Raw genomic sequence first — 22911 nt, 5'->3', positions numbered from 1 at the left:
GGGCGCTCAATGGCAGTGGCAGGCGTGATCGGGATGGCCGCAGTCGTCATGCGCGGCGGCATGCGGCAGCGGACGGCGACGTTCGGCGGCGCGGCTGCGCGCGCGCGGGCCGAGCGGAGCAAAGCGATGCAGCCGAGCGTCGAGCAGCGAGTCGAAGGGTTCGCCGCCGGCGGCGAGGTAGCAGCCCACGGCCGCATTGCGCAGGCGCCACAGCCGCATGCTCGCGGCACCGGGCACGGCGGCGGCCGCGAGGGTTTCGAGTTCGTCGATGACGATGGAAAGCGACCCCGCGTCCAGGGCGGGCCAGCGCGCCTTCGACAGGAGATAGCGACCGAGCTGGGCAGTAGCGTGGGACTGGGCCATGAAGGGCGGCGAGGCGGGGAGCTGCAGACGAGGTGCATCCTACAATCCCGCCGACCATGACAATTGAATCAAGTTCAACCGGCAGGGCCGTTCCGTCGCTTGGCGCGCATCGCATCTGCGTCGCGCCGATGCTCGACTGGTCGGATCGCCATTGCCGCCAGCTGCATCGCCTGCTGTCGCCGCGGGCTTTCCTCTACACCGAGATGGTGACGTCGGGCGCGCTGCTGCACGGCGACGTCGATCGCCATCTGCGTTTCGACGCGGCTGAGCATCCGGTGGCGCTGCAACTCGGCGGCAGCGAGCCGGCCGATCTCGCCCAATGCGCCCGTCTGGCCGAGAAATACGGTTACGACGAAATCAACCTCAACTGCGGCTGCCCGAGCGAGCGCGTGCAGCGCGGCAGCTTCGGTGCCTGCCTGATGGCCGAGCCGCAGCTCGTGGCCGATTGCGTCAAGGCCATGGCCGACGCCACGCCGCTGCCGGTGACGGTCAAGCACCGCATCGGCCTCGACCGCGTCGAGAGCTACGACTTCGTGCGCGACTTCGTCGGCACGGTGGCCGAGGCGGGCTGCGGGCTGTTCATCGTCCATGCGCGCAATGCCTGGCTCAAGGGCCTGAGCCCGAAGGAAAACCGCGAGGTACCGCCGCTGCGCTACGACTTCGCCGAGCGGCTCAAGCGCGACTTTCCGGCGGTGGAAATCATCGTGAACGGCGGCATCGCCGATGCCGGCGCGATTGGCGCGCGGCTCGCGCCGGGCGCGGACGGCATCGCGCTCGACGGCGTGATGATCGGCCGCGAGGCCTATCACAACCCTTATGCGCTCGCGCTCTGGGAAGGCGAGTTCTTGCGCGACACGGCCGAGGACTGGCGCCCGCCCACGCGCGCCGACGTGATGCGCGCCCTGGCCGATTACGCCGGCCGCGAGGCGCGCGAGCACGGCACGCCGCTGCGCAATGTCGCGCGCCATGTGCTCGGGCTCTACAACGGCATGCGGCGCGCGCGGCGCTTCCGCCAGCTGCTGAGCGATGCGAACGAACTGCGCGGCGCCGGCCCCGAACTGTTGCTGCGCGCGATGGAAGTGGCCGAGGGCCTGGCCGACAGCGGCATCGGCCGGCCGGGCTGGGCGCTCACCGACGATTGAGTCGTCGCGCTACTGCGCGGACGAACTCCTGACCGGTCCGAGCTGGATGCGCCGATGCGTCGGCTGGCTCGGCGGCTGCGCGGGTTGCTGCGGCACGGCGGGCACGCGATAGCGGTTGTGCGGGTCGATCACGATCACCCGGCGCCGCACGATCGGCGCTTCGAGGTCGGGTGCGGTATCGGCGGCGAGGCTGCGGGCTTCGTCGGTGCGTAGCTGCTGGGCGCGTGCGGTGTTGGCAGCGGCTTCGGCGCGGGCCTCGGCGGCACGGCGGGCGTCGGCGGCTTCGGCCTGGCGCACGAGGCGTTCGCTGCGCGCCTGGGCGGCGGCCTGGTCGGCGGGGTCGATGTCGGGCGCGGGCGCCACCGCGGTCTGCCGGCTGCCGGCGGCGCAGGGCTTGTCGGTATAGGTGGTGCGGCCGTCCACGTCGCAGCGGTAGAGCTGCTGGGCGGCGGCCGGCAAGCCTGCCGCGAGGCAGAGCGCGGCGGCGGCCATGCCGCGCGCCAGGAGGGCGAGGCCGACGCGCGCCGCGCGCGAGGTCGGGCTGGCGGACGGATGGCTGACGGGGGTGTTCATGAAGGTCTCCGCGGAATCAGCTTGCCCGGATTCATGAGGTCGTCCGGGTCGAGCGCCTGCTTGATGGCGCGCATCAAGGCTAGCGCCGGCTCAGGCTTGGTCCGCAACAGTTCATCACGGCGCAGTTGCCCGATTCCATGCTCGGCCGAGATCGACCCGGCGTGTTCGAGCACGAGGTCGTGCACCAGCCGGTACACGGCGTTCTGGCGCGCGAGGAAGCTCGCTTCGGGCTCCGGGCGGCCGTCGGTATCGAGCGGCGGGCTGAGGTTGAAGTGCAGATTCCCGTCACCGAGGTGACCGAAAGTCACCAGACGGATGCCTGGCTGCTCGCTTCCGAGCGCTTCGCGCGCCGCATCGACGAAGGCCGCGACGCGCGACACCGGCACCGAGATGTCGAGCTTGAGGTTCTTGCCCTCGCGCGCCTGGGCTTCGGACAGGTTCTCGCGCAGCGCCCACAGCGCCTTCGCCTGGGCGCCGTTCTGCGCGATGACGGCGTCGCGCGCCTCACCCGCGTCGATCGCGGCGGCGGCGATGGCCTCGGCCAGCGCGATGCCGTGGACTTCGGATTCGTGATCGCTCAGTTCGAGCAGCGCGTATTGCGGCGCGCGTTCGGCGAAGGGCGCGCGGGCGCCGTCCACATGCTTCAGCACGAGATCGAGGCAGAGCGCGTTGAACACCTCGAAGGCGGTGAGCGCCGGGCCGGCCATGGCCTGGGCGCGCATGAGCAGTCGCGTGGCGGCATGCAGGTCGTCGAGCGCGAACAGGCAGATGACGCGGGCGCGCGGCTTCGGATGCAGCCTGAGGCAGGCGGCGGTGATGACGCCGAGCGTGCCCTCGGCGCCGATGAACAGGTCGCGCAGGTCGTAGCCGGTGTTGTCCTTGCGCAGGCCGCTCAGGCCGTTCCACACGTCGCCGCTGGCGGTCACGACTTCGAGGCCGAGGCATTGCTCGCGCGCGTTGCCGTAGCGCAGCACCTGCACGCCGCCGGCGTTGGTCGAGAGATTGCCGCCGACGGTGCAACTGCCCTGCGAGGCAAGCGTGAGCGCGAGCATGAGCCCGGCCGACTCGGCCGCCGCCTGTGCCTCGGCGAGCGTGCAGCCGGCCTCGGCCACGAGCGTCGCGTTGGCCGCATCGACCTCGCGGATCGCGTTCATGCGGCGCAAGCTCAGCACAATGGCGCGGCCCGACGCGTCGGGCGTCGCGCCGCCGACGAGGCCGGTATTGCCGCCCTGGGGCACGACGGCGGTGCGCGTGTCGGCGCAGGCGCGCACCACGGCGGCGACTTCCTGCGTGCTGCCGGGGCGCACGACGGCGAGCGCGCGGCCGGTGTAGCGACGGCGCCAGTCGGTGAGGAAGGGCGCCTGGTCGGCGGCGTCGGTGATGACGTGGCTGGCGCCGACGATGTCGCGCAGGCGGGCGAGCAGGGCGTCGGCGGTCGCGCGGGCGTCGGCATCGGCTTCGGCCGCGGGCATGGCGGCCGAAGCCGGCGAGGCCGGCATGGCGGGCGGTGGCGGCAAGGTCATGACCAGCCTCAGCGCGCCGCGCGTTCCGCCGCTTCGAGCGCCTTCTTGCGCGCCTTGTAGGCCTTCTTGTACGGCCGCGCATACACCAGCAGCGCCACGAACAGCACAAGGCTCAGCACCAGCTCCGCCCCCGCCATCGCGCGCGACATCGCGCCCGGATCGCTCGCCACCCGCAGCGCGCCTTCGCCGAGATACACGACCAGCAGCAGCGACGCCCACTGGAAGGTGTAGAGCCGGCGCTTGAGCACGCCCGGCAGCGCCGCGAGCAGCGGCAGCACCTTCAGCACCATCCACGAGCCGCCCGGACGCAGCGGCGCGAGCTTCAGCTCCCAGGCGGTGAGCAGCAGGATCAGCAGGCTCAGGCTCGCGCAGGCGACAAGCCAGGCACGGCGCGCGATGACCGGATCGCCGGGCGTGGGCGCGTCGGCGGGCGTGGCGAGGCTGGCGGCCGCCGGTGTGGCGTCCGGCACGGAGGCGGACGGATCGGCGGCGGAGGGGGCGGACGGACGGTTCATGGGGCGGACGCGCTTGGCGCGGCGGTCGGATCGGAACCGGCCATTATTTATGATCGGCCGGATGACCTCTTCCCCCGCCCCGTCTGCGCCGCTTCGCCTGCTGGCACGCCTGCGACGGCTCGATGCCGCCACGCTCGGCGCCGCGCTGCGCTTTGCGGGCCGCCGTCTGCGCGAGGAACGCATCGCCGACGTTGCCGGCAGCCTCACCTACACGACGGTGCTGTCGCTGGTGCCGATGTTCACCGTCGCGCTCGCGCTGTTCACCGCCTTCCCGCTGTTCGAGCAGTTCCGCGTCGCCTTGCAGGACTGGCTCGTGCATAACCTGCTGCCCGAGGCGATCTCCAAGGGCGTGATGACCAACCTCAACCAGTTCGCGGCCAAGGCGGCGCGGATCTCGGCGGTGGGCGGCTTCTTTCTCGTGCTGACGTCGATGGCGCTGCTGTCCACCATCGAGGGCGCGTTCAACAAGATCTGGCGGGTGCGCGAACCGCGTCCGCTGCTGCAACGGCTGCTGATGTTCTGGGCCGTCATCACGATCGGGCCGCTGCTGCTCGGCGCCTCGCTCACGCTCACCTCGCTGCTGGTGGGCAAGCCGCATCGCGGCGATGACGGCCTGCTGGCCGATCTGATCGAGCTGCTGCCGATGGCCTTCTCGGTGGCGGCCTTCACCTTTGCCTACCGTGTGCTGCCCAACAAGAAGGTGAGGCTGCCCGACGCGGTGGCGGGTGGCGCGCTGGCGGGCGTGGCCTTCGAGGTGGCGAAGAAGCTGTTCGCGCTGTTCATCGGCAAGTTCAACACCTACACGGCGGTGTACGGCACCTTCGCGGCGGTGCCGCTGTTCCTGCTGTGGGTCTATCTGTGCTGGGTCATCACGCTCGCGGGCGCGGCCATCACCGCGACGCTGCCGTCGCTGCGCCACGGGCAATGGCGCCGAGTGCCGGAATCGGGCGACGCCTTCCTCGACGCGATGGCGGTGCTCGAACATTTCTGGCGCGCCGGCCGTCCGCCGGTCGGCCAGCCGGCCGGCGCCAGTCTCGACGAACTGCGCCTCGGCACCCGCCTCGCGCTCGACGAACTGGAGGAGGTGCTCTGCCGTCTCGTCGCGACGGGCTGGGTCGCGCGGCTCGACGCGCCGGCCGCGCGCGCGCCGGTGGGCGTGCTGCTCGGCCTGCGCCGTCGCCCGCGCGAGGAGGAGCGCTGGGCGCTCGTGGTGGATGCGCGCGACATCCGCGTCGCCGACGTGTTCCGCGCCTTCACGCTCATGGCCGCCGGCCGTGCCGGCGCGCCCGCCGCCATCCGCCACGCGGCCGAGGCGATCGACACGGCGCTTGCCACCGATCTCGACACCTGGTTTGCACGCGCAGGCAGCGGCGCGGCGCAATACGGGCCGCAACCTTCTGCGACAGCCGTCGCGATTCCGGTACAACCGGACGGACCGCTGCCGCACATCCAACGACCATGAAACCGAGAACCGAGCTCTATCCGCCGATCGAACCCTATGAGCGCGGTGCGCTGATCGTGTCGGACCTGCACACGCTGTACTGGGAGCAGTCGGGCAATCCGCGCGGCATCCCGGTGCTCTTCCTGCACGGCGGGCCGGGCGGCGGTTGCAGCCCGAGGCACCGGCAGTTCTTCGATCCGGCCTTCTACCGGATCGTGCTGTTCGACCAGCGCGGGGCAGGGCGCTCGACGCCGCTCGGCGAGGTGCGCGAGAACACCACGCCCATCCTCGTGCGCGACATCGAGAAGCTGCGCGAGCACCTCGGCATCGACCGCTGGCTTGTGTTCGGCGGTTCCTGGGGCAGCACGCTGGCGCTGGCCTACGGGCAGGCGCATCCGGAACGGGCGCTCGGCTTCGTGCTGCGCGGCATCTTTCTCGGCCGCAAGCGCGAGGTGGAGTGGTTCGTCAACGGGATGGGCTATGTGTTTCCCGAGGCGTGGCGGCAGTTCGCGGGCATGGTGCCGGAGCGCGAGCGCGGCGATCTGCTGCATGCCTACGCGCGCCGGCTGTTCGATCCCGATCCGGCCATGCACCTGCCGTTTGCGCGCGCCTGGGGCCATTACGAGGGCAGCTGCTCCAACCTGATGCCGGCGCTCGCGGCGGGCACCGCCGCGCAGATGGAAACCGATGCGGTCGCGCTTGGCCTCGCGCGGCTGGAGTGCCACTACATGCTCAACGGCATCTTCATGCCCGAGGGCGCCCTGCTCGCGGGCGTGCCGCGCATCGGCCATCTGCCCTGCACGATCATCCAGGGCCGCTACGACATGGTCTGCCCGATCGTCAGTGCCGACGACCTGCAACGCCGCTGGCCCGGCGCCGAATACATCGTCGTGCCCGACGCCGGCCATTCGGCCTGGGAGCCGGGCACCTGCGCCGAGCTGGTTGCCGCCTGCGAGCGGATGAAGCGCAAGCTCGTGACGGGTTGAGCGGTTGAGCGGCCCGGCGGTCGATTCGCGGCGGGTGAGTTCGGCGTCCGCCCGGCCGCCGCAGCTGCGCGACCGGCGGGCGGCGTTGCGCCATTTCGCCGGTCATCGGCGGAATCCTTGCTAGTTTCCCTTGTCTTCATTGCGCGGTCGCCATCGCGGCGGCCGGCTTCCTCAGCGGGCGTCCGCCCTCCGTGCCCCTCACGCCGATGCTCAAGTACGCCGCCAACCTGTCCTATCTCTATACCGAGCTGCCGCTGGTCGATCGTTTCGCGGCCGCCGCCGCCGACGGCTTCCGCTACGTCGAGTTGCACGAGCCCTATTCGCGTTTGGCCGCCGAACTGCGCAATGCCGCACTCCAGGCCCATGTGCAGACCGTGCTTCACAACACGGCCTTCGGCGACTTCGCCGCTGGCGAGCGCGGGCTGGCCGCCGTGCCGGGCCGCGAGGCCGATTTCGAGAAGCATCTGCACGAGGCCTTCGTGTATTCGAGTCAGCTCGGCAACAGGCTCATCCACGTGCTCGCTGGCGTGGCCGACAACGGCAGCAGCGCTGCGCGTGCGACCTATCTGCGCAATCTCGCGCTGGCCGCGACCGAAGCCGCAAAGCGCGGTCTCACGATCCTGATCGAACCGATCAACACGCGCGACATGCCCGGCTACTTCCTCAACACCATCGAGCAGGCGGCCGACATCCAGGACGCGGTCGGGCAGGCCAACCTGAAGATCCTGTTCGACTGCTATCACGTGCAGATCATGCAGGGCGATCTGGTGCGCCGCTTCGAGCGCTTCCGCGAGCGCATCGGGCATGTGCAGATCGCCAGCGTGCCCGAGCGTCACGAGCCCGATACCGGCGAGGTCAACTATCGCTACGTGCTCAGCGCCGTCGCGGTGTCGGGCTATGACGATTACATCGGCTGCGAATACCGGCCGCTGCGCGACGTGCACGGCGGCACGACCGCGGGGCTGGGCTGGCGTCATACCGTCGCGCCCTGACACAGGTCCGATGCCCCTCGGGCGGGCATGGTTGCTGCTCGTTCATGGATGCCGACAGATCAATGCTTCGCATGATTACGACTTGCCGTCGGCAGGGGGCGCGTTCAAGCTTTCGCGTCCGGGCAACCCGTGAAGTCCATCGAGGAAGGAATCAGCCATGAAGGTCAGCGACATCTTGCGCGTCAAAGGGACGGCGCTTTTCACCGTGCACCCCGAATCCGCGATCGCGGCCGCGGTGCAGACGATGGCCGATCACGACATCGGCTCGCTGGTGGTGATGGAACACGGCGACCTGGTGGGCATGCTCACCTTCCGTGAAGTCATCAAGCGCATCAGCGGCAACGAGGGCGCGCTCGGCCCGGCCCGCGTGCGCAGCGTGATGGACGACCATCCGCTTACTTGCACGCCCAATACCGAGGTGAATGAAGTGCGCCGCATGATGCTGGAGAAGCACACGCGCTACCTGCCGGTGCTCGACGGCAAGACGCTAATCGGCGTGATCTCGTTCTACGACGTCGCCAAGGCCGTGCTCGACGCCCAGAGCTTCGAGAACAAGATGCTCAAGGCCTATATCCGCGACTGGCCGGTCGAGGACGAGGCCGAATCGTCGCAGCCGACGCTGTGATGCTTCCGGCGGCGATCCGCGAGGGTCGCCGCCGCCGGGAGGCCCGGGCCGCCTCCCATCCGCGACCCGTGACGGGATGTCCGCGCAGGCATCCGGTCACGGGTCGCTTCGCTAGAATCGCCGGCCCGTAACACTCCTGCGGCCGTCAGCGCGGCCGGATCGCCATGTCGGGCAATACCTTCGGCCATACCTTCAGCGTCACCACCTTCGGCGAAAGCCACGGCCCCGCGATCGGCTGCGTGATCGACGGCTGCCCGCCCGGAATGGCGCTGAGCGAGGCCGACATCCAGCCCGAACTCGACCGCCGCCGCCCCGGCACCTCGCGCCACGTCACCCAGCGCCAGGAACCCGACCGCGTCGAGATCCTGTCCGGCGTGTACGAGGGCAAGACGACCGGCACCCCGATCGCGCTGCTGATCCGCAATGAAGACCAGCGCAGCAAGGACTACGGCAACATCGCCGCCACCTTCCGCCCCGGTCATGCCGACTTCGCCTACTGGAACAAGTACGGCATCCGCGATCCGCGTGGCGGCGGTCGCTCGTCGGCGCGGCTCACGGCGCCCGTCGTGGCGGCTGGCGCGGTGGCCAAGAAGTGGCTGGCCGAGCGCCACGGCGTGAGCTTTTCGGGCTGGATGAGCCAGCTCGGCGAGATCGCGATTCCCTTCGTGGACGCGACCGAGATTCCCAACAACGCCTTCTTCGCGCCGAACGCGGCGGTCGTGCCCGAGCTTGAGGCTTACATGGACGCGCTGCGCAAGGCAGGCGATTCCTGCGGCGCGCGTATCGAGGTGGTCGCGCGCGGCCTGCCGGCCGGCTGGGGCGAGCCGCTGTTCGACAAGCTCGATGCTGACATCGCCTTCGCGATGATGGGCATCAACGCCGTCAAGGGCGTCGAGATCGGCGACGGCTTCGCCTGCGTGAGCCAAAAGGGCAGCGAGCACGGCGACGAGATCACGCCGGAGGGCTTCCTGAGCAATCACGCGGGCGGCGTGCTCGGCGGCATCAGCACGGGCCAGGACCTCCGCGTGAGCCTCGCGATCAAGCCGACCAGCTCGATCCGCGTGCCGCGCAAGTCCATCGACATCCACGGCGAGCCGACGGTGGTCGAGACGCATGGTCGCCACGACCCCTGCGTCGGCATCCGCGCGACGCCGATCGCCGAGGCGATGCTGGCGCTGGTGCTGATCGACCATGCGCTGCGCCATCGCGCCCAGTGCGGCGACGTGAACGTCGGGCGCTGAGGAGGCCGGCATGCGAACCACCGGCCTGCTCGCTCGCCTGCGCAAGCCCCTGATCGCGGCGGCCTGCGCGCTGGTCGCGGCCTGCGCGACCGTCAACACCACGGCGCCTGGCGTGGTCGGTGTCAACCGCAGCCAGACGATGAGCGATTTCGTCAGCCCTGCCGACGTCAACAAGATGGCGCAGCAGCAGTACGCCCAGACGCTCAAGGCCGCGCAGCAGAAGAATGATCTCAACGAAAACCCGGCCCAGACCCAGCGCGTGCGCGCGATCGCCCAGCGCCTGATTCCCGAGACGCGCGCCTTCCGGCCCGACGCGGTGGGCTGGAAGTGGGAGATCAACGTCATCACCTCGAACGAGGTGAACGCCTGGTGCATGCCGGGCGGGAAGATCGCCGTGTACACCGGCCTCATCAACAAGCTCCAGCTCACCGACGACGAGCTGGCCGCCGTGATGGGCCACGAGATCGCGCACGCGCTGCGCGAGCATTCGCGCGAGAACATGAGCCGCCAGATGCCGGCCCAGGTGCTGCTCCAGGTGGTGGGCGCGGTGTACGGCGGCGGTGTGCAGCAGCTCGGCGGTCAGGCCTTCCAGCTGCTCGTCGGCCTGCCCAACAGCCGTGAAATGGAGACCGAGGCCGACCGCATCGGCACCGAACTCATGGCGCGCGCGGGCTACGACCCGCAGGCGGCGGTCAACGTCTGGCACAAGATGCAGCGCGCCAACGAGGGCAAGGAGCCGGCCGAAATCCTGTCCACCCACCCGTCGAGCAGCAGCCGCATCGCCGACCTGACGGTGGTCGCCAAGCAGGTCGAGCCGCTGTACGAACAGGCGCGCCGCTGACCGTGCGCGACGGTATCGGCGCGACCGGGAAAGCCCTGTATCGCGTGGCATAATGGAAGGCTCTGATTTTCAAGGCTTTCCGGCCCGGCAGACCTTCGATGGCGCAGACCCTTTACGACAAGCTCTGGGATTCCCACGTTGTCCACACCGAGGACGACGGCACGGCGGTGCTCTACATCGACCGCCATCTGGTTCATGAAGTGACGTCGCCGCAGGCCTTCGAGGGCCTGCGCATCGCGGGGCGCAAGCTCTGGCGCGTGAGCAGCGTGGTCGCCACGGCCGACCACAACACGCCCACCACCGGCTGGGAACAGGGCTACGACGGCATCGCCGACCCGGTCTCGAAGGAACAGATCACCACGCTCGACTCCAACATCAAGGAGTTCGGTTCGGCGGCCTACTTCCCCTTCCTCAATCCGCGCCAGGGCATCGTCCACGTGATGGGCCCCGAAGAGGGCGCGGTGCTGCCGGGCATGACGGTGGTCTGCGGTGACTCGCACACCAGCACCCACGGCGCGCTCGGCGCGCTGGCCTTCGGCATCGGCACCAGCGAGGTCGAGCACGTCATGGCCACGCAGACGCTCGTGCTCAAGAAGGCGAAGAACATGCTCGTCAAGGTCGAGGGCAAGCTGCCTTTCGGCGTGTCGGGCAAGGATGTGGCGCTCGCGGTCATCGGCCGCATCGGCACCGCCGGCGGCACGGGCCATGCGATCGAGTTCGCGGGCAGCGCCATCGAGGGGTTGTCGGTCGAGGGCCGCATGTCGCTGTGCAACATGGCGATCGAGGCGGGCGCCCGCGCCGGCATGGTTGCCGTCGACCAGCGCACGATCGACTACGTCAAGGGCCGCCCCTTCGCGCCGACCGAAGAGCAATGGGACGCCGCCGTCGCCGCCTGGAAGACGCTGCGCACCGATCCGGGCGCGCACTTCGACACCGTGGTCGAGCTCCGCGCCGAAGAGATCATTCCGCAGGTCACCTGGGGCACCTCGCCCGAGATGGTCACGACGGTCGATGGCCGCGTGCCCGATCCGGACGCCGAGAAGGACCCGGTCAAGCGTGAAGGCTATGAGCGCGCGCTCAAGTACATGGCGCTCACGCCCAACACGCCGATCGCCGACATCAAGGTCGACAAGGTGTTCATCGGTTCGTGCACCAACTCGCGCATCGAGGATCTGCGCGCCGCCGCCTGGGTGGTGCAGAAGCTCGGCAAGAAGGTGGCCGGCAGCGTCAAGGCCGCGCTCGTGGTGCCAGGTTCGGGGCTGGTCAAGGCCCAGGCCGAGGCCGAAGGGCTCGACCGCATTTTCAAGGCCGCCGGCTTCGAATGGCGCGAACCGGGCTGCTCGATGTGCCTCGCGATGAACGCCGACAAGCTGGAGCCGGGCGAGCGCTGCGCGAGCACGAGCAACCGCAACTTCGAAGGCCGTCAGGGCGCGGGTGGCCGCACCCATCTCGTGTCGCCCGCGATGGCTGCGGCGGCGGCGATCGAAGGCCATTTCGCCGACGTGCGTCGGCTGGGCTGAGGAGCGGGCGATGAAGACCACCCAACGCATCGGCCGGATTGCGCTGCTGCTGGCCGTGATGGCCGCGCTGTCGGCTTGCAACACCATCTCCGGCATCGGCAAGGATGTGCAGGCAGGCGGCAAGGCGGTCGAGAAGGCCGCCGAGAAGACCAAGGAAAAGATGTAATCGCCATGGACAAGTTCGAAGTTCACACCGGCCTGGTCGTGCCGCTCGACCGCTCGAATGTCGATACCGACGCGATCATCCCCAAGCAGTTCCTCAAGTCGATCAAGCGCACGGGCTTCGGCCCGAACCTGTTCGACGAATGGCGCTATCTCGACCGCGGCGAGCCCGGCCAGGATTGCAGCAACCGTCCGCTCAATCCGGACTTCGTGCTGAACCAGCCGCGCTATGCGGGTGCGAGCGTGCTGCTCACGCGCAAGAACTTCGGCTGCGGCTCGTCGCGCGAGCATGCGCCGTGGGCGCTCCAGCAGTACGGCTTCAAGGCCATCATCGCGCCGAGCTATGCCGACATCTTCTTCGGCAACTGCTTCAAGAACGGTCTGCTGCCGATCGTGCTGCCCGAGATCGTCATCGACCGGCTGTTCAACGAGGTCGCGGCCTTCGGGGGCTATCAGCTCACGGTCGACCTGCCGCGCCAGCTCGTGATCGAGCCGAACGGCACGGGCCACGAGTTCGCGATCGATCCGTTCCGCAAGCAGTGCCTCATCAACGGCTGGGACGACATCGGCCTCACGCTGCGCCACAAGGACAAGATCGCCGAGTTCGAGCAGCGTCGCCTCGCGCAATTCCCGTGGCTCGCCAAATCGGCGGCCGCCACCACGATCATCAAGGCCTGACACCGGGCGCCCAAGCTTCCTGGCGGGAGGACAGCGCGGGCCGAAAGCAACGCCCGCGCATCTCACAGGAAAAACGCAATGAAGATCGCAGTCTTGCCCGGCGACGGCATCGGCAAGGAAATCGTCGCCCAGGCAGTGCGAGTGCTCCAGGCCCTCGGCGAGAGCTTCGAATACGAATGGGCCGATGTCGGCGGCGCGGCCTATGAATCGGCCGGCCATCCGCTGCCCGAAGCCACGCTCAAGCTCGCGATGGAATCCGACGCGGTGCTGTTCGGCGCGGTCGGCGACTGGAAGTACGACAAGCTCGAACGCGCGCTGCGCCCGGAGCAGGCCATCCTCGGCCTGCGCAAGAACATGGGCCTGTTCGCCAACTTCCGCCCCGCCATCTGCTACGAGGAGCTGGTGGGCGCGTCGAGCCTCAAGCCCGAGATCATCGCGGGCCTCGACATCCTCATCGTCCGCGAGCTGACGGGCGACATCTATTTCGGTCAGCCGCGCGGCCGTCGCGCGAGTCCGGACGGCGCCTTCGCCGGCGCCGACGAGGCCTTCGACACGATGCGCTACTCGCGTCCCGAGATCGAGCGCATCGCCCACGTCGCCTTCCAGGCCGCGCGCAAGCGCGGCAACAAGGTCGCGAGCGTCGACAAGGCCAACGTGCTGGAGACCTTCCAGTTCTGGAAGGACGTCGTGACCGAGGTGCACGAGGCGCACTACGTCGACGTGAAGCTCGAACACATGTACGTGGACAACGCCGCGATGCAGCTCGTCAAGGCGCCCAAGAACTTCGACGTGGTGGTCACCGGCAACATGTTCGGCGACATCCTGAGCGACGAGGCCTCGATGCTGACCGGCTCGATCGGCATGCTGCCGTCGGCCTCGCTCAACGACCGCAAGCAGGGCCTGTACGAGCCGAGCCACGGCTCGGCGCCCGACATCGCGGGCAAGGGCGTCGCCAATCCGCTGGCCACGATCCTGTCGGCCGCGATGATGCTGCGCTTCTCGCTCGACAAGGCCGAGCAGGCCGACCGCATCGAGGCGGCGGTCAAGAAGGTGCTCGCGAGCGGCCTGCGCACGCCCGACATCTGGAGCGAAGGCACGACCAAGGTCGGGACCGAAGCCATGGGCGACGCGGTGGTCGCGGCGCTGGCGCAGTAATCAACACGAATCCGAGGGGAAAAGAGATGGCGACGAAGCTGGTTGGGCTGGTCGGTTGGCGTGGGATGGTCGGTTCGGTGCTGATGCAGCGCATGACCGAAGAAAAGGATTTCGACCACATCGAGCCACTGTTCTTCAGCACGAGCAACGCGGGCGGCAAGGCGCCGGCGCAGGCGAAGAACGAGACGACGCTCCAGAACGCCTTCGACATCGAGGCGCTCAAGCGCTGCGACATCATCCTGACGGCCCAGGGCGGCGACTACACGAAGGAAGTCTTCCCCAAGCTGCGCGAAGCCGGCTGGAAGGGCGACTGGATCGACGCCGCTTCGTCGCTGCGCATGGCCGACGACGCGATCATCGTGCTCGACCCGGTCAACAAGCCGGTCATCAAGGATGCGATGGCGCGCGGCATCAAGAACTGGATCGGCGGCAACTGCACGGTGAGCTGCATGCTCATGGGTGTGGGCGCGCTGTTCAAGGCCGACCTCGTCGAATGGATGACGAGCACGACCTACCAGGCGGCCTCGGGCGGCGGCGCCCAGCACATGCGCGAGCTGCTGACGCAGTTCGGCACGCTCAACGCCGAGGTGAAGAGCCTGCTCGACGACCCGGCCGGCGCGATCCTCGAAATCGACCGCAAGATCCTCGCGAAGCAGCACGCGCTCACGGCCGAGGAAACCAAGAACTTCCTCGTGCCGCTGGCCGGCAACCTGATTCCCTGGATCGACAGCGATCTTGGCGACGGCACCAGCCGCGAAGAGTGGAAGGGCGGCGCCGAAACCAACAAGATTCTCGGTCGTGGCGCGGGCTTCGGCTCCGAAGCCACGCCGATCGACAGCATCTGCGTGCGCATCGGCGCAATGCGCTGCCATTCGCAGGCGCTGACGATCAAGCTCAAGAAGGACGTCCCCCTTGCCGAAATCGAGGACATGATTCGTAACGACAATGCCTGGGTGAAGGTGGTGCCGAACACGAAGGAAGCGAGCATCCGCGACCTGACGCCGGCCGCGACCACGGGCACTCTGACGATTCCGGTCGGCCGTCTGCGCAAGATGGCGCTTGGCCCTCAGTATCTCGGGGCATTCACCGTGGGTGACCAGCTGCTCTGGGGCGCTGCCGAACCGCTGCGCCGCATGCTGCGCATCCTGATCGAAGGCTGATGGGGTGTCGTGTCCGGGTCCGAGGCCACCAGCCCGGACATGAAAACGCTGTCTGGTACCTGTAGACCGGCAACGCGGCGGCTTGACCACCGCAGTTGCCCGGTCCGGGGCCAGGTGCTAACGTCAAAAAATTCGTAACAAGCATAGGGGTGGTCGTGGGTTCGATCCGTGCATCTTCGTTTCCCGGCAGTCAATCGGATGACAGCTCGGGAGCGACCTTGATCCAGCGTCGGTCGGTCGCAGGATCGTTGCCCAGCAAGCCCCGTCGCATCGCAAGACTCGTCGTCCTGGCGCTCGCCCTCGGGGTCGGCGGCGGGATTGCGCTCGATGCCGAGGCCACCTCGCTGGGACGCTTGACGGTGCAGTCCGCGCTTGGTCAGCCGTTGCGCGCGGAGATCGAGGTCACCTCGCTGTCGCCGGAGGACATCCAGGGCCTCACGGTCAAGATGGCGTCGAACGAGCAGTTCCGTCAGGCCGGCATCGAGATGACGCCGGCACTGGCGTCGATCCGGTTCACGATCGAGCGGCGAGGCGGCAACCGCGCGCTCGTGCGCGTTAGCTCGGCGCGACCGATCAACGAGCCCTTCGTCGACCTGCTGCTCGAAATGGCGTGGCCGACCGGCCGCATCACCCGCGAGTACACCTTCCTGCTCGATCCGCCTGAGCTGCGTGCCGGCCGAGCGCCTGATGCCGTGCCGCCCGCCGTGGTGGGAGGCGTGCCGGATTCCGCGCCGGCGCCAGTCCAGGCCGCCCCCGCGCCGGTTGCGCCCGCGCCCGAGGCAGCGCCGCGTGCCCAAGCCCCGGCCAAGGCGCCTGCCCGCGTCCCGGCGGCAGCGGAGCCCGCCGGCGATGCCTCCGGCGGCTCGCATACCGTGCGCCCGGGCGAGACGCTCGGACAAATCGCGCGCGGCAATCTGCCAAGTGGGGTCACGCTCGACCAGATGCTCGTGGCGCTCTATCGCACCAACCCCGATGCGTTCCGCGCGAACATGAATCGCCTGCGGACCGGTGCGGTGCTCAAGCTGCCGTCGGGTGCGGAGGCCGGCGCGTTGAGTCCGACCGATGCCCGTCGCGAAGTGCTGGCACAGACCTCCGATTTCGCGGGCTATCGCTCCCGGCTCGCGTCTGGCGCGGTAGCGGCGGCGCCCGCGCAGGACGCAGGACGTGCGGTCAGCGGCGCAGTCGCGCCGCTGGTGCAGGACAAGTCGGCGCCGGCGGCCGACGCGGGCGACAAGGTCAAGGTTGCCAAGGGCGACAAGGCCGGGGGCGGCAGTGGCGGCCAGACGGGCAAGGAAGCCGCCGCGGCCAAGGCCGACGAAATCGCGGCGCGTGACAAGGCGCTGCGCGATGCCGAGCAGCGCGTCAAGGAACTCGAGCGCAACGTCGCCGACCTGAAGGGGCTGCTCGACCGCAAGGACAAGACGCTGGCCGACACGCAGAAGCTTGCCGACGCGAACCGCGCGGTGCGTGAGGCTGAAGCAGCCAGGGCAGCGGAGCAGGCGAAGGCTGCCGAACAGGCCAAGTCGGCCAAGGCAGCCGAGGCCCAGAAGGCTGCCGAGGCTCAGAAGGCGGCGGAAGCTCAAAAGGCCGCCGAAGCGCAGAAGGCCGCTGACGCCGCGAAGACCGCTGCCGCCCAGAAGGCGGCCGAGGAAACCAAGGCCGCCGAAGCCGCCAAGGCTGCGGCCGCACAGAAGGCAGCTGACGAAGCCAAGGCCGCAGAAGCCGCCAAGGCCGCGGAAGCAGCGAGGGCCGTTGCCGCACAGAAAGCCGCCGACGAGGCCAAGGCCGACGCCGACGCCGCCGCCAAGGCCGCTGCCGCCGACGAACAGAAGGCTGCCGAAGCTCGCAAGGCGGCGGAAGAACAGAAGGCCGCCGAGGCGCGCAGCACTGCCGAGGTGGCCAAGCCCGCGCCGAAGCCCGAGGACGCGCCCAAGCCCAAGCCGACACCCGTGGCGCCGGCCGAACCCGAGGTTCCCGAGGAGTCGCTGCTCGACGCCGTGGGCAATCCGGTCGCGCTGGCCGGTATCGCCGCGATCCTCGCCGCGCTTGGCGGCTATGCCTGGTTCCAGCGCAGCCGCAAGAAGAAGTTCGCCGAGTTCCAGGACAGCATCCTCACCGGTGGCGACCTCAAGACCAACTCGATCTTCGGCGTGACCGGTGGCCAGTCCATCGATACCACCGACTCGACCTTCAATTCCAATTTCGTTCCCCCGGTCGGCCAGATCGATTCCAACGAGGTCGATCCGATCGCGGAGGCCGACGTCTACATTGCTTACGGGCGTGACGCCCAGGCTGAGGAAATCCTCAAGGAGGCGCTGCGCAGCGCTCCGGATCGCCATGCGATCCGCGGCAAGCTGCTCGAGATCTACGCCTCGCGCCGCGACCTGCCGACCTTCGAGGCGGCGGCCGGAGAGCTCTATTCGCTTACCGGCGGGCGCGGCGAGGACTGGGACAAGGTGGCCGCCCTCGGCCGGTCGCTCGACCCGAACAATCCGCTTTACGGCGGTGCCGCCGATGCCGCGCCGATCGTGGCGGCGGTGCCCGAGCCAGTCGTGCCGCCGGTCACGATTCCGGCCGCGACCATGCCGGATCACGACGAAATCTCGCGTCCCGCGCCGGTTGCCGTCGATTTCGATCTCGATCTCGACCAGCCGACCGAGCCGTTGCTGCCGAGTCCGGAGGAGATGGCGGCAGCCGGTTCGGCTGACATTCCCCCGATCGATTTCGATCTCGGCGCGACCGACGACTCCGATTTCGGCAAGACCTCGACCGATCTCGACTTCAGCCCGGCGGTGAACACTCCCGAGGTTGTGGAGGCCGCCGCGCCGCCGCAGCTTTCTCCGACGATCGACTTCGATCTCGACGCGCCGTCGCCGGCCTTCGATGTCGCGGCCGCGCGGCCCGAGCCGGTGGCGAGCAGTTCGACCGGCCCGATCGACTTCGAACTGACGTTGCCCGACACCGGTCCGGTCGGCGACTTCGCTGATTCGTCGCCGACGATGCCGCTCGACCGCAACCTCGACCTCGGCGGCCTCGACCTCCAGCTCGATCTGCCGCCGACTTCGACCGGTGGTTCGGTCGTGGCTGCGCAGGAGGACTTCCCCTCGCTGCTCGATTTCGGTGCCGCGCCCGCCGCGAGCGGCACGCCGGATGAGTCGCTCACCCCGCTCCAGCAGGAAATGGCGACCAAGCTCGACCTCGCCGCCGCCTATCAGGAAATCGGCGACCGCGAAGGCGCGCAGGAGTTGCTCGACGAAGTGATCCAGGCTGGCGACGACGACCAGAGGGCGCGCGCCCGCAAGATGCTCGAGGCGCTGGCCTGATCTCGGCCGGCGAGGGCGCCACGAGCGCTCGTGGCGCGGGGCGGATCTGATGACGCGCATCGCGCTCGGCATCGAGTACGACGGCAGCGGTTATCACGGCTGGCAGATCCAGCGCGATCTGCCCTCGGTACAGGCAACGCTCGAGAATGCGATCGGTCGTTTCCTCGGCGCGCGCGAGCGGGTCGAGGTGGTCGTCGCGGGGCGCACCGATACTGGCGTGCATGCGCGCGGTCAGGTCGTCCATCTCGACGTGATGGCCGAACGCAGCCCGGCCTCCTGGGTGCGCGGTCTCAACGCCCTCTTGCCAGCCGACGTCGCCGTGCGCTGGATGGCGCCGGTCGCCGAAGGCTTTCATGCCCGCTTCGACGCGATGCGGCGCGACTACCGCTATCTCATCTGGAACCAGCCGCAGCGCGCGCCGCTGCTGCGCAACCGGGCGGCCTGGTGCTTTCGTCCACTGGATGCAGACGCCATGCACGCAGCAGCCCGGCCTCTCGTCGGTGAGCACGATTTTTCATGCTTCCGATCGTCGGAATGCCAGGCGAAGTCGCCGGTCAAGACGCTGTACGAGATCGAGGTGAAGCGGCGTGGCCCGATCGTCGAATTGCACATCGCCGCGAATGCCTTCCTGCACCACATGGTGCGCAATGTCGTCGGCAGCCTTGTCTATGTCGGAACCGGGCGGATGCCCGGCGACTGGATCGCCGAACTTCTTGCCGGTCGGGATCGCCGGCTCGCCGCCCCCACTTACGCTGCGCAAGGGCTGTATTTCGAGTCGGTCGATTACCCGCCCGAGGCCGGGCTGGCCGGCATCATGGCCGCCGATCGCGCCTCGCGCGCGCCGCTCGCCTGAGCCGGTCGCCGCCCGACACCGATGGAGTCCACATGATTCGAACCCGCATCAAGTATTGCGGCCTGACCCGCGAGGACGACCTCGCCGTCGCCATCGATTGCGGCGTCGACGCGATCGGCTTCGTGGCCTATGCGAGGAGCCCGCGCTTCGTCGGCGCCGCTCGCGCGGCCGAGCTGGCCGAGCTGCTACCCCCTTTCGTGACGCCGGTCGTGCTGTTCGTGAACCCGACGCGCGACGAGGTGGCCGCCTATCTCGACCTTATCCCGGGCGCGACACTCCAGTTTCACGGCGACGAGACGCCGGCCGAGTGCGGGCAGTTCGGCAATCCCTGGATCAAGGCCGCGCGCGTCGCCGCCGACGGGCGAGTAGCTGGCGCCGATTGCGACCTTGCGAGCTACGCCGCGCGCTACGTCGGTGCCCGCGCGATCCTGCTCGACGCGCACAGTGACGGCTTCGGCGGCGCCGGCAAGACCTTCGACTGGCGCCTCGCTTCCGGACCGCTCGCGCTGCCGGTCGTGCTGTCGGGCGGACTTGACGCGTCCAACGTGGGCGCGGGCATGGCGGCGGTCACGCCGCTGGCGGTTGACGTGTCGTCCGGCATCGAGCGCAGTCGGGGCATCAAGGACGCGGATAAAATGCGCAGTTTCGCTGCGGCGGTCCGCGCGGCCGACGATGCCCGGCACCGCGCCTGAACGCGCGACCGGCGCCGCGCCGGCGGGCACCATCACCGGCGCGGCGGCGCGATCGCGGTCACCGATCAGCCCGGCGGCAGCCTGACGCGAACCGGCACTCGCCGGCCCAACGATGGTCGAAGCCGACACCGGCCACCCGTGCGCCGGCATTTGCAGTCACCCCAACCGAGTCTTCCCACGATGGCCTACAACTATCCCGACGAGCGCGGCCACTTCGGCCCCTACGGCGGCACCTTCGTCGCCGAGACGCTCATGCATGCGCTCGACGAGCTCAAGCAGGCGTACGCGCGCTACCAGAACGATCCCGAGTTCATCGCCGAGTTCAAGAACGAACTGAAGCATTTCGTCGGCCGGCCGAGTCCGATCTATCACGCGAAGCGCCTGAGTGAGCTGCTCGGCGGCGCGCAGATCTATCTCAAGCGCGAAGACCTCAACCACACCGGCGCGCACAAGGTCAACAACACCATCGGCCAGGCGCTGCTGGCCAAGCGCATGGGCAAGCCGCGCGTCATCGCCGAGACCGGCGCCGGCCAGCATGGCGTGGCGAGCGCGACGGTCGCGGCGCGCTACGGCATGGAATGCGTGGTGTACATGGGCAGCGAGGACGTCGGTCGCCAGTCGGCCAACGTGTACCGCATGAAGCTGCTCGGCGCGAAGGTCGTGCCGGTGGAAAGCGGCAGCAAGACGCTGAAGGACGCGCTCAACGAGGCGATGCGCGACTGGGTCACGAACATCGAGAACACCTTCTACATCATCGGCACGGTGGCCGGCCCGCACCCGTACCCGATGATGGTCCGCGACTTCAACTCGGTCGTCGGCAAGGAATGCCTGGTGCAGATGCCCGAGATGATCGGTCGCGATCCGGACTACGTGATCGCCTGCGTCGGCGGCGGCAGCAACGCCATGGGCATCTTCTACGACTACATCCCGCGCGAGAACGTGAAGCTCGTGGGCGTGGAAGCGGCCGGCGACGGCCTCACGACGATGCGCCATGCAGCGTCGCTGCAACTCGGCAAGCCGGGCGTGCTGCATGGCAACCGCACCTATCTGCTTCAGGACGAGAACGGTCAGATCACCGAGACGCATTCGGTCAGCGCCGGCCTCGACTATCCGGGCGTCGGCCCGGAACACGCCTGGCTCAAGGACAGCGGCCGCGCCGAGTACGTGGGCGCCACCGATGACGAAGCGCTCAAGGCTTTCCATGACCTGTGCCGCATCGAGGGCATCATCCCGGCGCTCGAATCGAGCCATGCGATCGCCTACGCGGCCAAGCTCGCGCCGACGCTGTCCAAGGACAAGGTGCTCCTCGTTAATCTCTCGGGCCGCGGCGACAAGGACATTCACACCGTCGCCGAACGCAGCGGCATGGAATTCTTCTGCCGCGCGAGCTGCCGCGAGGCGACAGCCGCTTTCAACAAGGACGCCTGACTGATGTCGCGCATCAAGCAACGCTTCGCGCAACTCGCGGAGCAGGGCCGCAAGGGCCTCATCCCCTACATCTGCGCCGGTGATCCGACGCCGGGCATCACGGTGCCGCTCATGCACGCGCTTGCGCGCGCCGGCGCCGACGTGATCGAGTTGGGCGTGCCCTTCAGCGATCCGATGGCCGACGGCCCGACGATCCAGCGCGCGACCGAGCGCGCGATCGCCAACGGCGTCGGCCTGCGTCAGGTGCTGCACATGGCCAAGGCCTTCCGCGTGCAGGACCAGGTCACGCCCGTGGTGCTCATGGGCTACGCGAACCCGATCGAATGCATGGGCAAGGCCGAGTTCGCCGCCGCCGCGAAGGACGCGGGCGTGGACGGCGTGCTCGTCGTCGACTACCCGCCCGAGGAATGCGAGGACTTCGCGCTCGTGATGCGCGAGGCCGGTATCGATCCGATCTTCCTGCTCGCGCCCACGTCCACCGACGCGCGCATCGCGACGGTCGCGAGCCATGCCTCGGGCTACATCTACTACGTGAGCCTCAAGGGCATCACGGGCGCCGGCCATCTCGACGTGTCGAGCGTCGCGGCGCGGCTGCCGCAGATCAAGGCGCATGCCGACATTCCGGTCGGCGTGGGCTTCGGCATCAGCAACGCCGCCACCGCGCGCGCCGTGGCTGAAGTGGCGGATGCGGTCGTCATCGGCAGCCGCATCATCCAGGAACTCGAAAACACCCCGGCGGAGCAGGCGGTGGAGGCGGTCGAACGCCTCCTGACCGAGATTCGCGTCGCCATCGACCAACCTTTCACGAAGGCTGCCGCATGAGCTGGATCGACAAGCTTCTCCCGCCGCGCATTCAGCGCTCCACCGACACCACGATCCGCACGCGGATGCCGGAAGGGCTCTGGCTGAAGTGTCCGAGCTGCGAGGCTGTGCTGTACCGCACCGACCTCGACCAGAACCTCCAGGTCTGTCCGAAGTGCGACCACCACATGCGCATCCGCTCGCGCGCGCGCCTCGACGCGCTGCTCGACGCCGAGGGCCGCTACGAGATTGGCCAGGAAGTGCTGCCGGTCGACAGCCTCAAGTTCGTCGACAGCAAGAAGTATCCGCAGCGACTGCAGGAGGCGATGACAGATACCGGCGAGACCGACGCGCTGGTGGTGATGGGCGGCGCGATCATGACCATCCCGGTCGTCGTGGCCGCCTTTGAGTTCGAGTTCATGGGCGGTTCGATGGGTTCGGTCGTGGGCGAGCGTTTCGCGCGTGGCGTGCAGACCGCGCTGGAACAGAAGCTGCCCTTCATCTGCATCACCGCCACCGGCGGCGCGCGCATGCAGGAAGGCCTGCTGTCGCTCATGCAGATGGCCAAGACGACCACCGGCATCAACATGCTCGCGCACAAGAAGCTGCCCTTCATCAGCGTGCTGACCGACCCGACCATGGGTGGCGTCTCGGCGAGCTTCGCGTTCATGGGGGATGTGGTCATCGCCGAGCCCAAGGCGCTGATCGGCTTTGCCGGCCCGCGCGTGATCGAGCAGACCGTGCGCGAGAAGCTGCCCGAAGGCTTCCAGCGCGCCGAGTTCCTGCTCGAGAAGGGAGCGATCGACATGATCGTCGACCGTCGCGAAATGCGAGAGGAAATCGCCAAGCTGCTGGCGCTGCTGCAGAACCAGCCGATCGAAGCCGTCGCGTAAAGAA

The 22911-nt window shown here is 68.8% G+C and carries 22 protein-coding genes; 18 read left to right on the top strand and 4 right to left on the bottom strand.

Annotated features, from left to right (window positions below):
* Nucleotides 1–6: 6 nt before the first annotated feature.
* Nucleotides 7–363, bottom strand: coding sequence for a hypothetical protein (locus tag H566_RS0118950; RefSeq protein WP_028312672.1), 357 nt, complete (start codon nucleotides 361–363; stop codon nucleotides 7–9).
* Between the two features lie 56 nt (nucleotides 364–419).
* Between H566_RS0118950 and dusA the strand changes: the two genes are divergently transcribed.
* Complete coding sequence (gene dusA, locus H566_RS26355) at nucleotides 420–1505, top strand: tRNA dihydrouridine(20/20a) synthase DusA (RefSeq protein WP_084545282.1); 1086 nt, start codon at nucleotides 420–422, stop codon at nucleotides 1503–1505.
* Nucleotides 1506–1514: 9 nt separating this feature from the next.
* Here the strand turns inward: dusA and H566_RS27735 are convergent, their stop codons facing one another.
* Genes H566_RS27735 through H566_RS0118930 form a run of 3 tightly spaced genes read right to left on the bottom strand, consistent with a single transcriptional unit; the run spans nucleotide 1515 to nucleotide 4116 of the window.
* Entirely contained in the window at nucleotides 1515–2078 is a 564-nt protein-coding gene (locus H566_RS27735; RefSeq protein WP_051379000.1) for a DUF4124 domain-containing protein, read from the bottom strand.
* Entirely contained in the window at nucleotides 2075–3550 is a 1476-nt protein-coding gene (locus tag H566_RS0118935; RefSeq protein ID WP_051379104.1) for an FAD-binding oxidoreductase, read from the bottom strand. Before H566_RS0118935 ends, H566_RS27735 begins: the two co-directional genes overlap by 4 nt.
* A gap of 59 nt (nucleotides 3551–3609) precedes the next feature.
* Nucleotides 3610–4116, bottom strand: coding sequence for a DUF2069 domain-containing protein (locus tag H566_RS0118930; RefSeq protein WP_084545371.1), 507 nt, complete (start codon nucleotides 4114–4116; stop codon nucleotides 3610–3612).
* 61 nt (nucleotides 4117–4177) lie between these two features.
* Here H566_RS0118930 and H566_RS26345 point away from each other — a divergent pair, with 61 nt between their 5' ends.
* From H566_RS26345 to accD, 17 genes are all read left to right on the top strand, one after another.
* Nucleotides 4178–5578 (top strand): YihY family inner membrane protein, encoded by a 1401-nt coding sequence (locus H566_RS26345; RefSeq protein ID WP_169732558.1) that lies wholly within the window; start codon nucleotides 4178–4180, stop codon nucleotides 5576–5578.
* Nucleotides 5575–6543 (top strand): prolyl aminopeptidase, encoded by a 969-nt coding sequence (pip, locus tag H566_RS0118920; protein ID WP_028312669.1) that lies wholly within the window; start codon nucleotides 5575–5577, stop codon nucleotides 6541–6543. Before H566_RS26345 ends, pip begins: the two co-directional genes overlap by 4 nt.
* A 206-nt stretch (nucleotides 6544–6749) precedes the next feature.
* A complete protein-coding gene (locus H566_RS0118915) occupies nucleotides 6750–7535 on the top strand; it encodes a hydroxypyruvate isomerase family protein (protein WP_028312668.1) in 786 nt (261 codons plus the stop codon).
* 157 nt (nucleotides 7536–7692) lie between these two features.
* Nucleotides 7693–8160, top strand: a complete 468-nt coding sequence (locus H566_RS0118910; RefSeq protein WP_028312667.1) for a CBS domain-containing protein — start codon at nucleotides 7693–7695, stop codon at nucleotides 8158–8160.
* Nucleotides 8161–8324: 164 nt separating this feature from the next.
* The gene (aroC, locus tag H566_RS0118905) at nucleotides 8325–9401 is read left to right on the top strand and encodes a chorismate synthase (protein ID WP_028312666.1); all 1077 of its coding nucleotides are present in this window, start codon (nucleotides 8325–8327) and stop codon (nucleotides 9399–9401) included.
* A gap of 10 nt (nucleotides 9402–9411) precedes the next feature.
* On the top strand, nucleotides 9412–10242 hold the full coding sequence (locus H566_RS0118900; protein WP_028312665.1) for a M48 family metallopeptidase: 831 nt from the start codon (nucleotides 9412–9414) through the stop codon (nucleotides 10240–10242).
* A 98-nt stretch (nucleotides 10243–10340) separates the two neighbouring features.
* Complete coding sequence (gene leuC, locus H566_RS0118895; protein ID WP_028312664.1) at nucleotides 10341–11762, top strand: 3-isopropylmalate dehydratase large subunit; 1422 nt, start codon at nucleotides 10341–10343, stop codon at nucleotides 11760–11762.
* Nucleotides 11763–11772: 10 nt separating this feature from the next.
* Nucleotides 11773–11928 (top strand): entericidin A/B family lipoprotein, encoded by a 156-nt coding sequence (locus tag H566_RS27730; protein WP_051378998.1) that lies wholly within the window; start codon nucleotides 11773–11775, stop codon nucleotides 11926–11928.
* Between the two features lie 5 nt (nucleotides 11929–11933).
* Complete coding sequence (leuD, locus tag H566_RS0118885) at nucleotides 11934–12602, top strand: 3-isopropylmalate dehydratase small subunit (RefSeq protein ID WP_028312663.1); 669 nt, start codon at nucleotides 11934–11936, stop codon at nucleotides 12600–12602.
* Between the two features lie 78 nt (nucleotides 12603–12680).
* Complete coding sequence (gene leuB, locus H566_RS0118880) at nucleotides 12681–13757, top strand: 3-isopropylmalate dehydrogenase (RefSeq protein ID WP_028312662.1); 1077 nt, start codon at nucleotides 12681–12683, stop codon at nucleotides 13755–13757.
* Between the two features lie 26 nt (nucleotides 13758–13783).
* A complete protein-coding gene (gene asd / locus H566_RS0118875) occupies nucleotides 13784–14917 on the top strand; it encodes an aspartate-semialdehyde dehydrogenase (protein ID WP_028312661.1) in 1134 nt (377 codons plus the stop codon).
* A gap of 248 nt (nucleotides 14918–15165) precedes the next feature.
* Nucleotides 15166–18240, top strand: coding sequence for a motility hub landmark protein FimV (locus H566_RS27725; protein WP_051378997.1), 3075 nt, complete (start codon nucleotides 15166–15168; stop codon nucleotides 18238–18240).
* 49 nt (nucleotides 18241–18289) lie between these two features.
* On the top strand, nucleotides 18290–19093 hold the full coding sequence (gene truA / locus H566_RS26335; RefSeq protein WP_051378996.1) for a tRNA pseudouridine(38-40) synthase TruA: 804 nt from the start codon (nucleotides 18290–18292) through the stop codon (nucleotides 19091–19093).
* A 32-nt stretch (nucleotides 19094–19125) separates the two neighbouring features.
* Nucleotides 19126–19785 carry a phosphoribosylanthranilate isomerase gene (locus tag H566_RS0118855; protein ID WP_028312660.1) on the top strand — a complete coding sequence of 220 codons (660 nt, stop codon included), beginning with the start codon at nucleotides 19126–19128 and terminating at the stop codon, nucleotides 19783–19785.
* Nucleotides 19786–19965: 180 nt separating this feature from the next.
* Nucleotides 19966–21213 (top strand): tryptophan synthase subunit beta, encoded by a 1248-nt coding sequence (trpB, locus tag H566_RS26330; protein ID WP_051378995.1) that lies wholly within the window; start codon nucleotides 19966–19968, stop codon nucleotides 21211–21213.
* 3 nt (nucleotides 21214–21216) lie between these two features.
* Nucleotides 21217–22035 (top strand): tryptophan synthase subunit alpha, encoded by an 819-nt coding sequence (gene trpA / locus H566_RS0118845; RefSeq protein ID WP_028312659.1) that lies wholly within the window; start codon nucleotides 21217–21219, stop codon nucleotides 22033–22035.
* On the top strand, nucleotides 22032–22907 hold the full coding sequence (gene accD, locus H566_RS0118840) for an acetyl-CoA carboxylase, carboxyltransferase subunit beta (protein ID WP_028312658.1): 876 nt from the start codon (nucleotides 22032–22034) through the stop codon (nucleotides 22905–22907). The genes trpA and accD overlap by 4 nt, the downstream gene beginning before the upstream one ends.
* Nucleotides 22908–22911 lie beyond the last annotated feature (4 nt).

Source organism: Derxia gummosa DSM 723, assembly GCF_000482785.1.
In the GTDB taxonomy this organism is placed as follows: Bacteria; Pseudomonadota; Gammaproteobacteria; order Burkholderiales; family Burkholderiaceae_E; genus Derxia; species Derxia gummosa.
The sequence above is the reverse complement of the archived record's forward strand: the minus strand, read 5'-3'. Positions and strand labels throughout refer to the sequence as shown.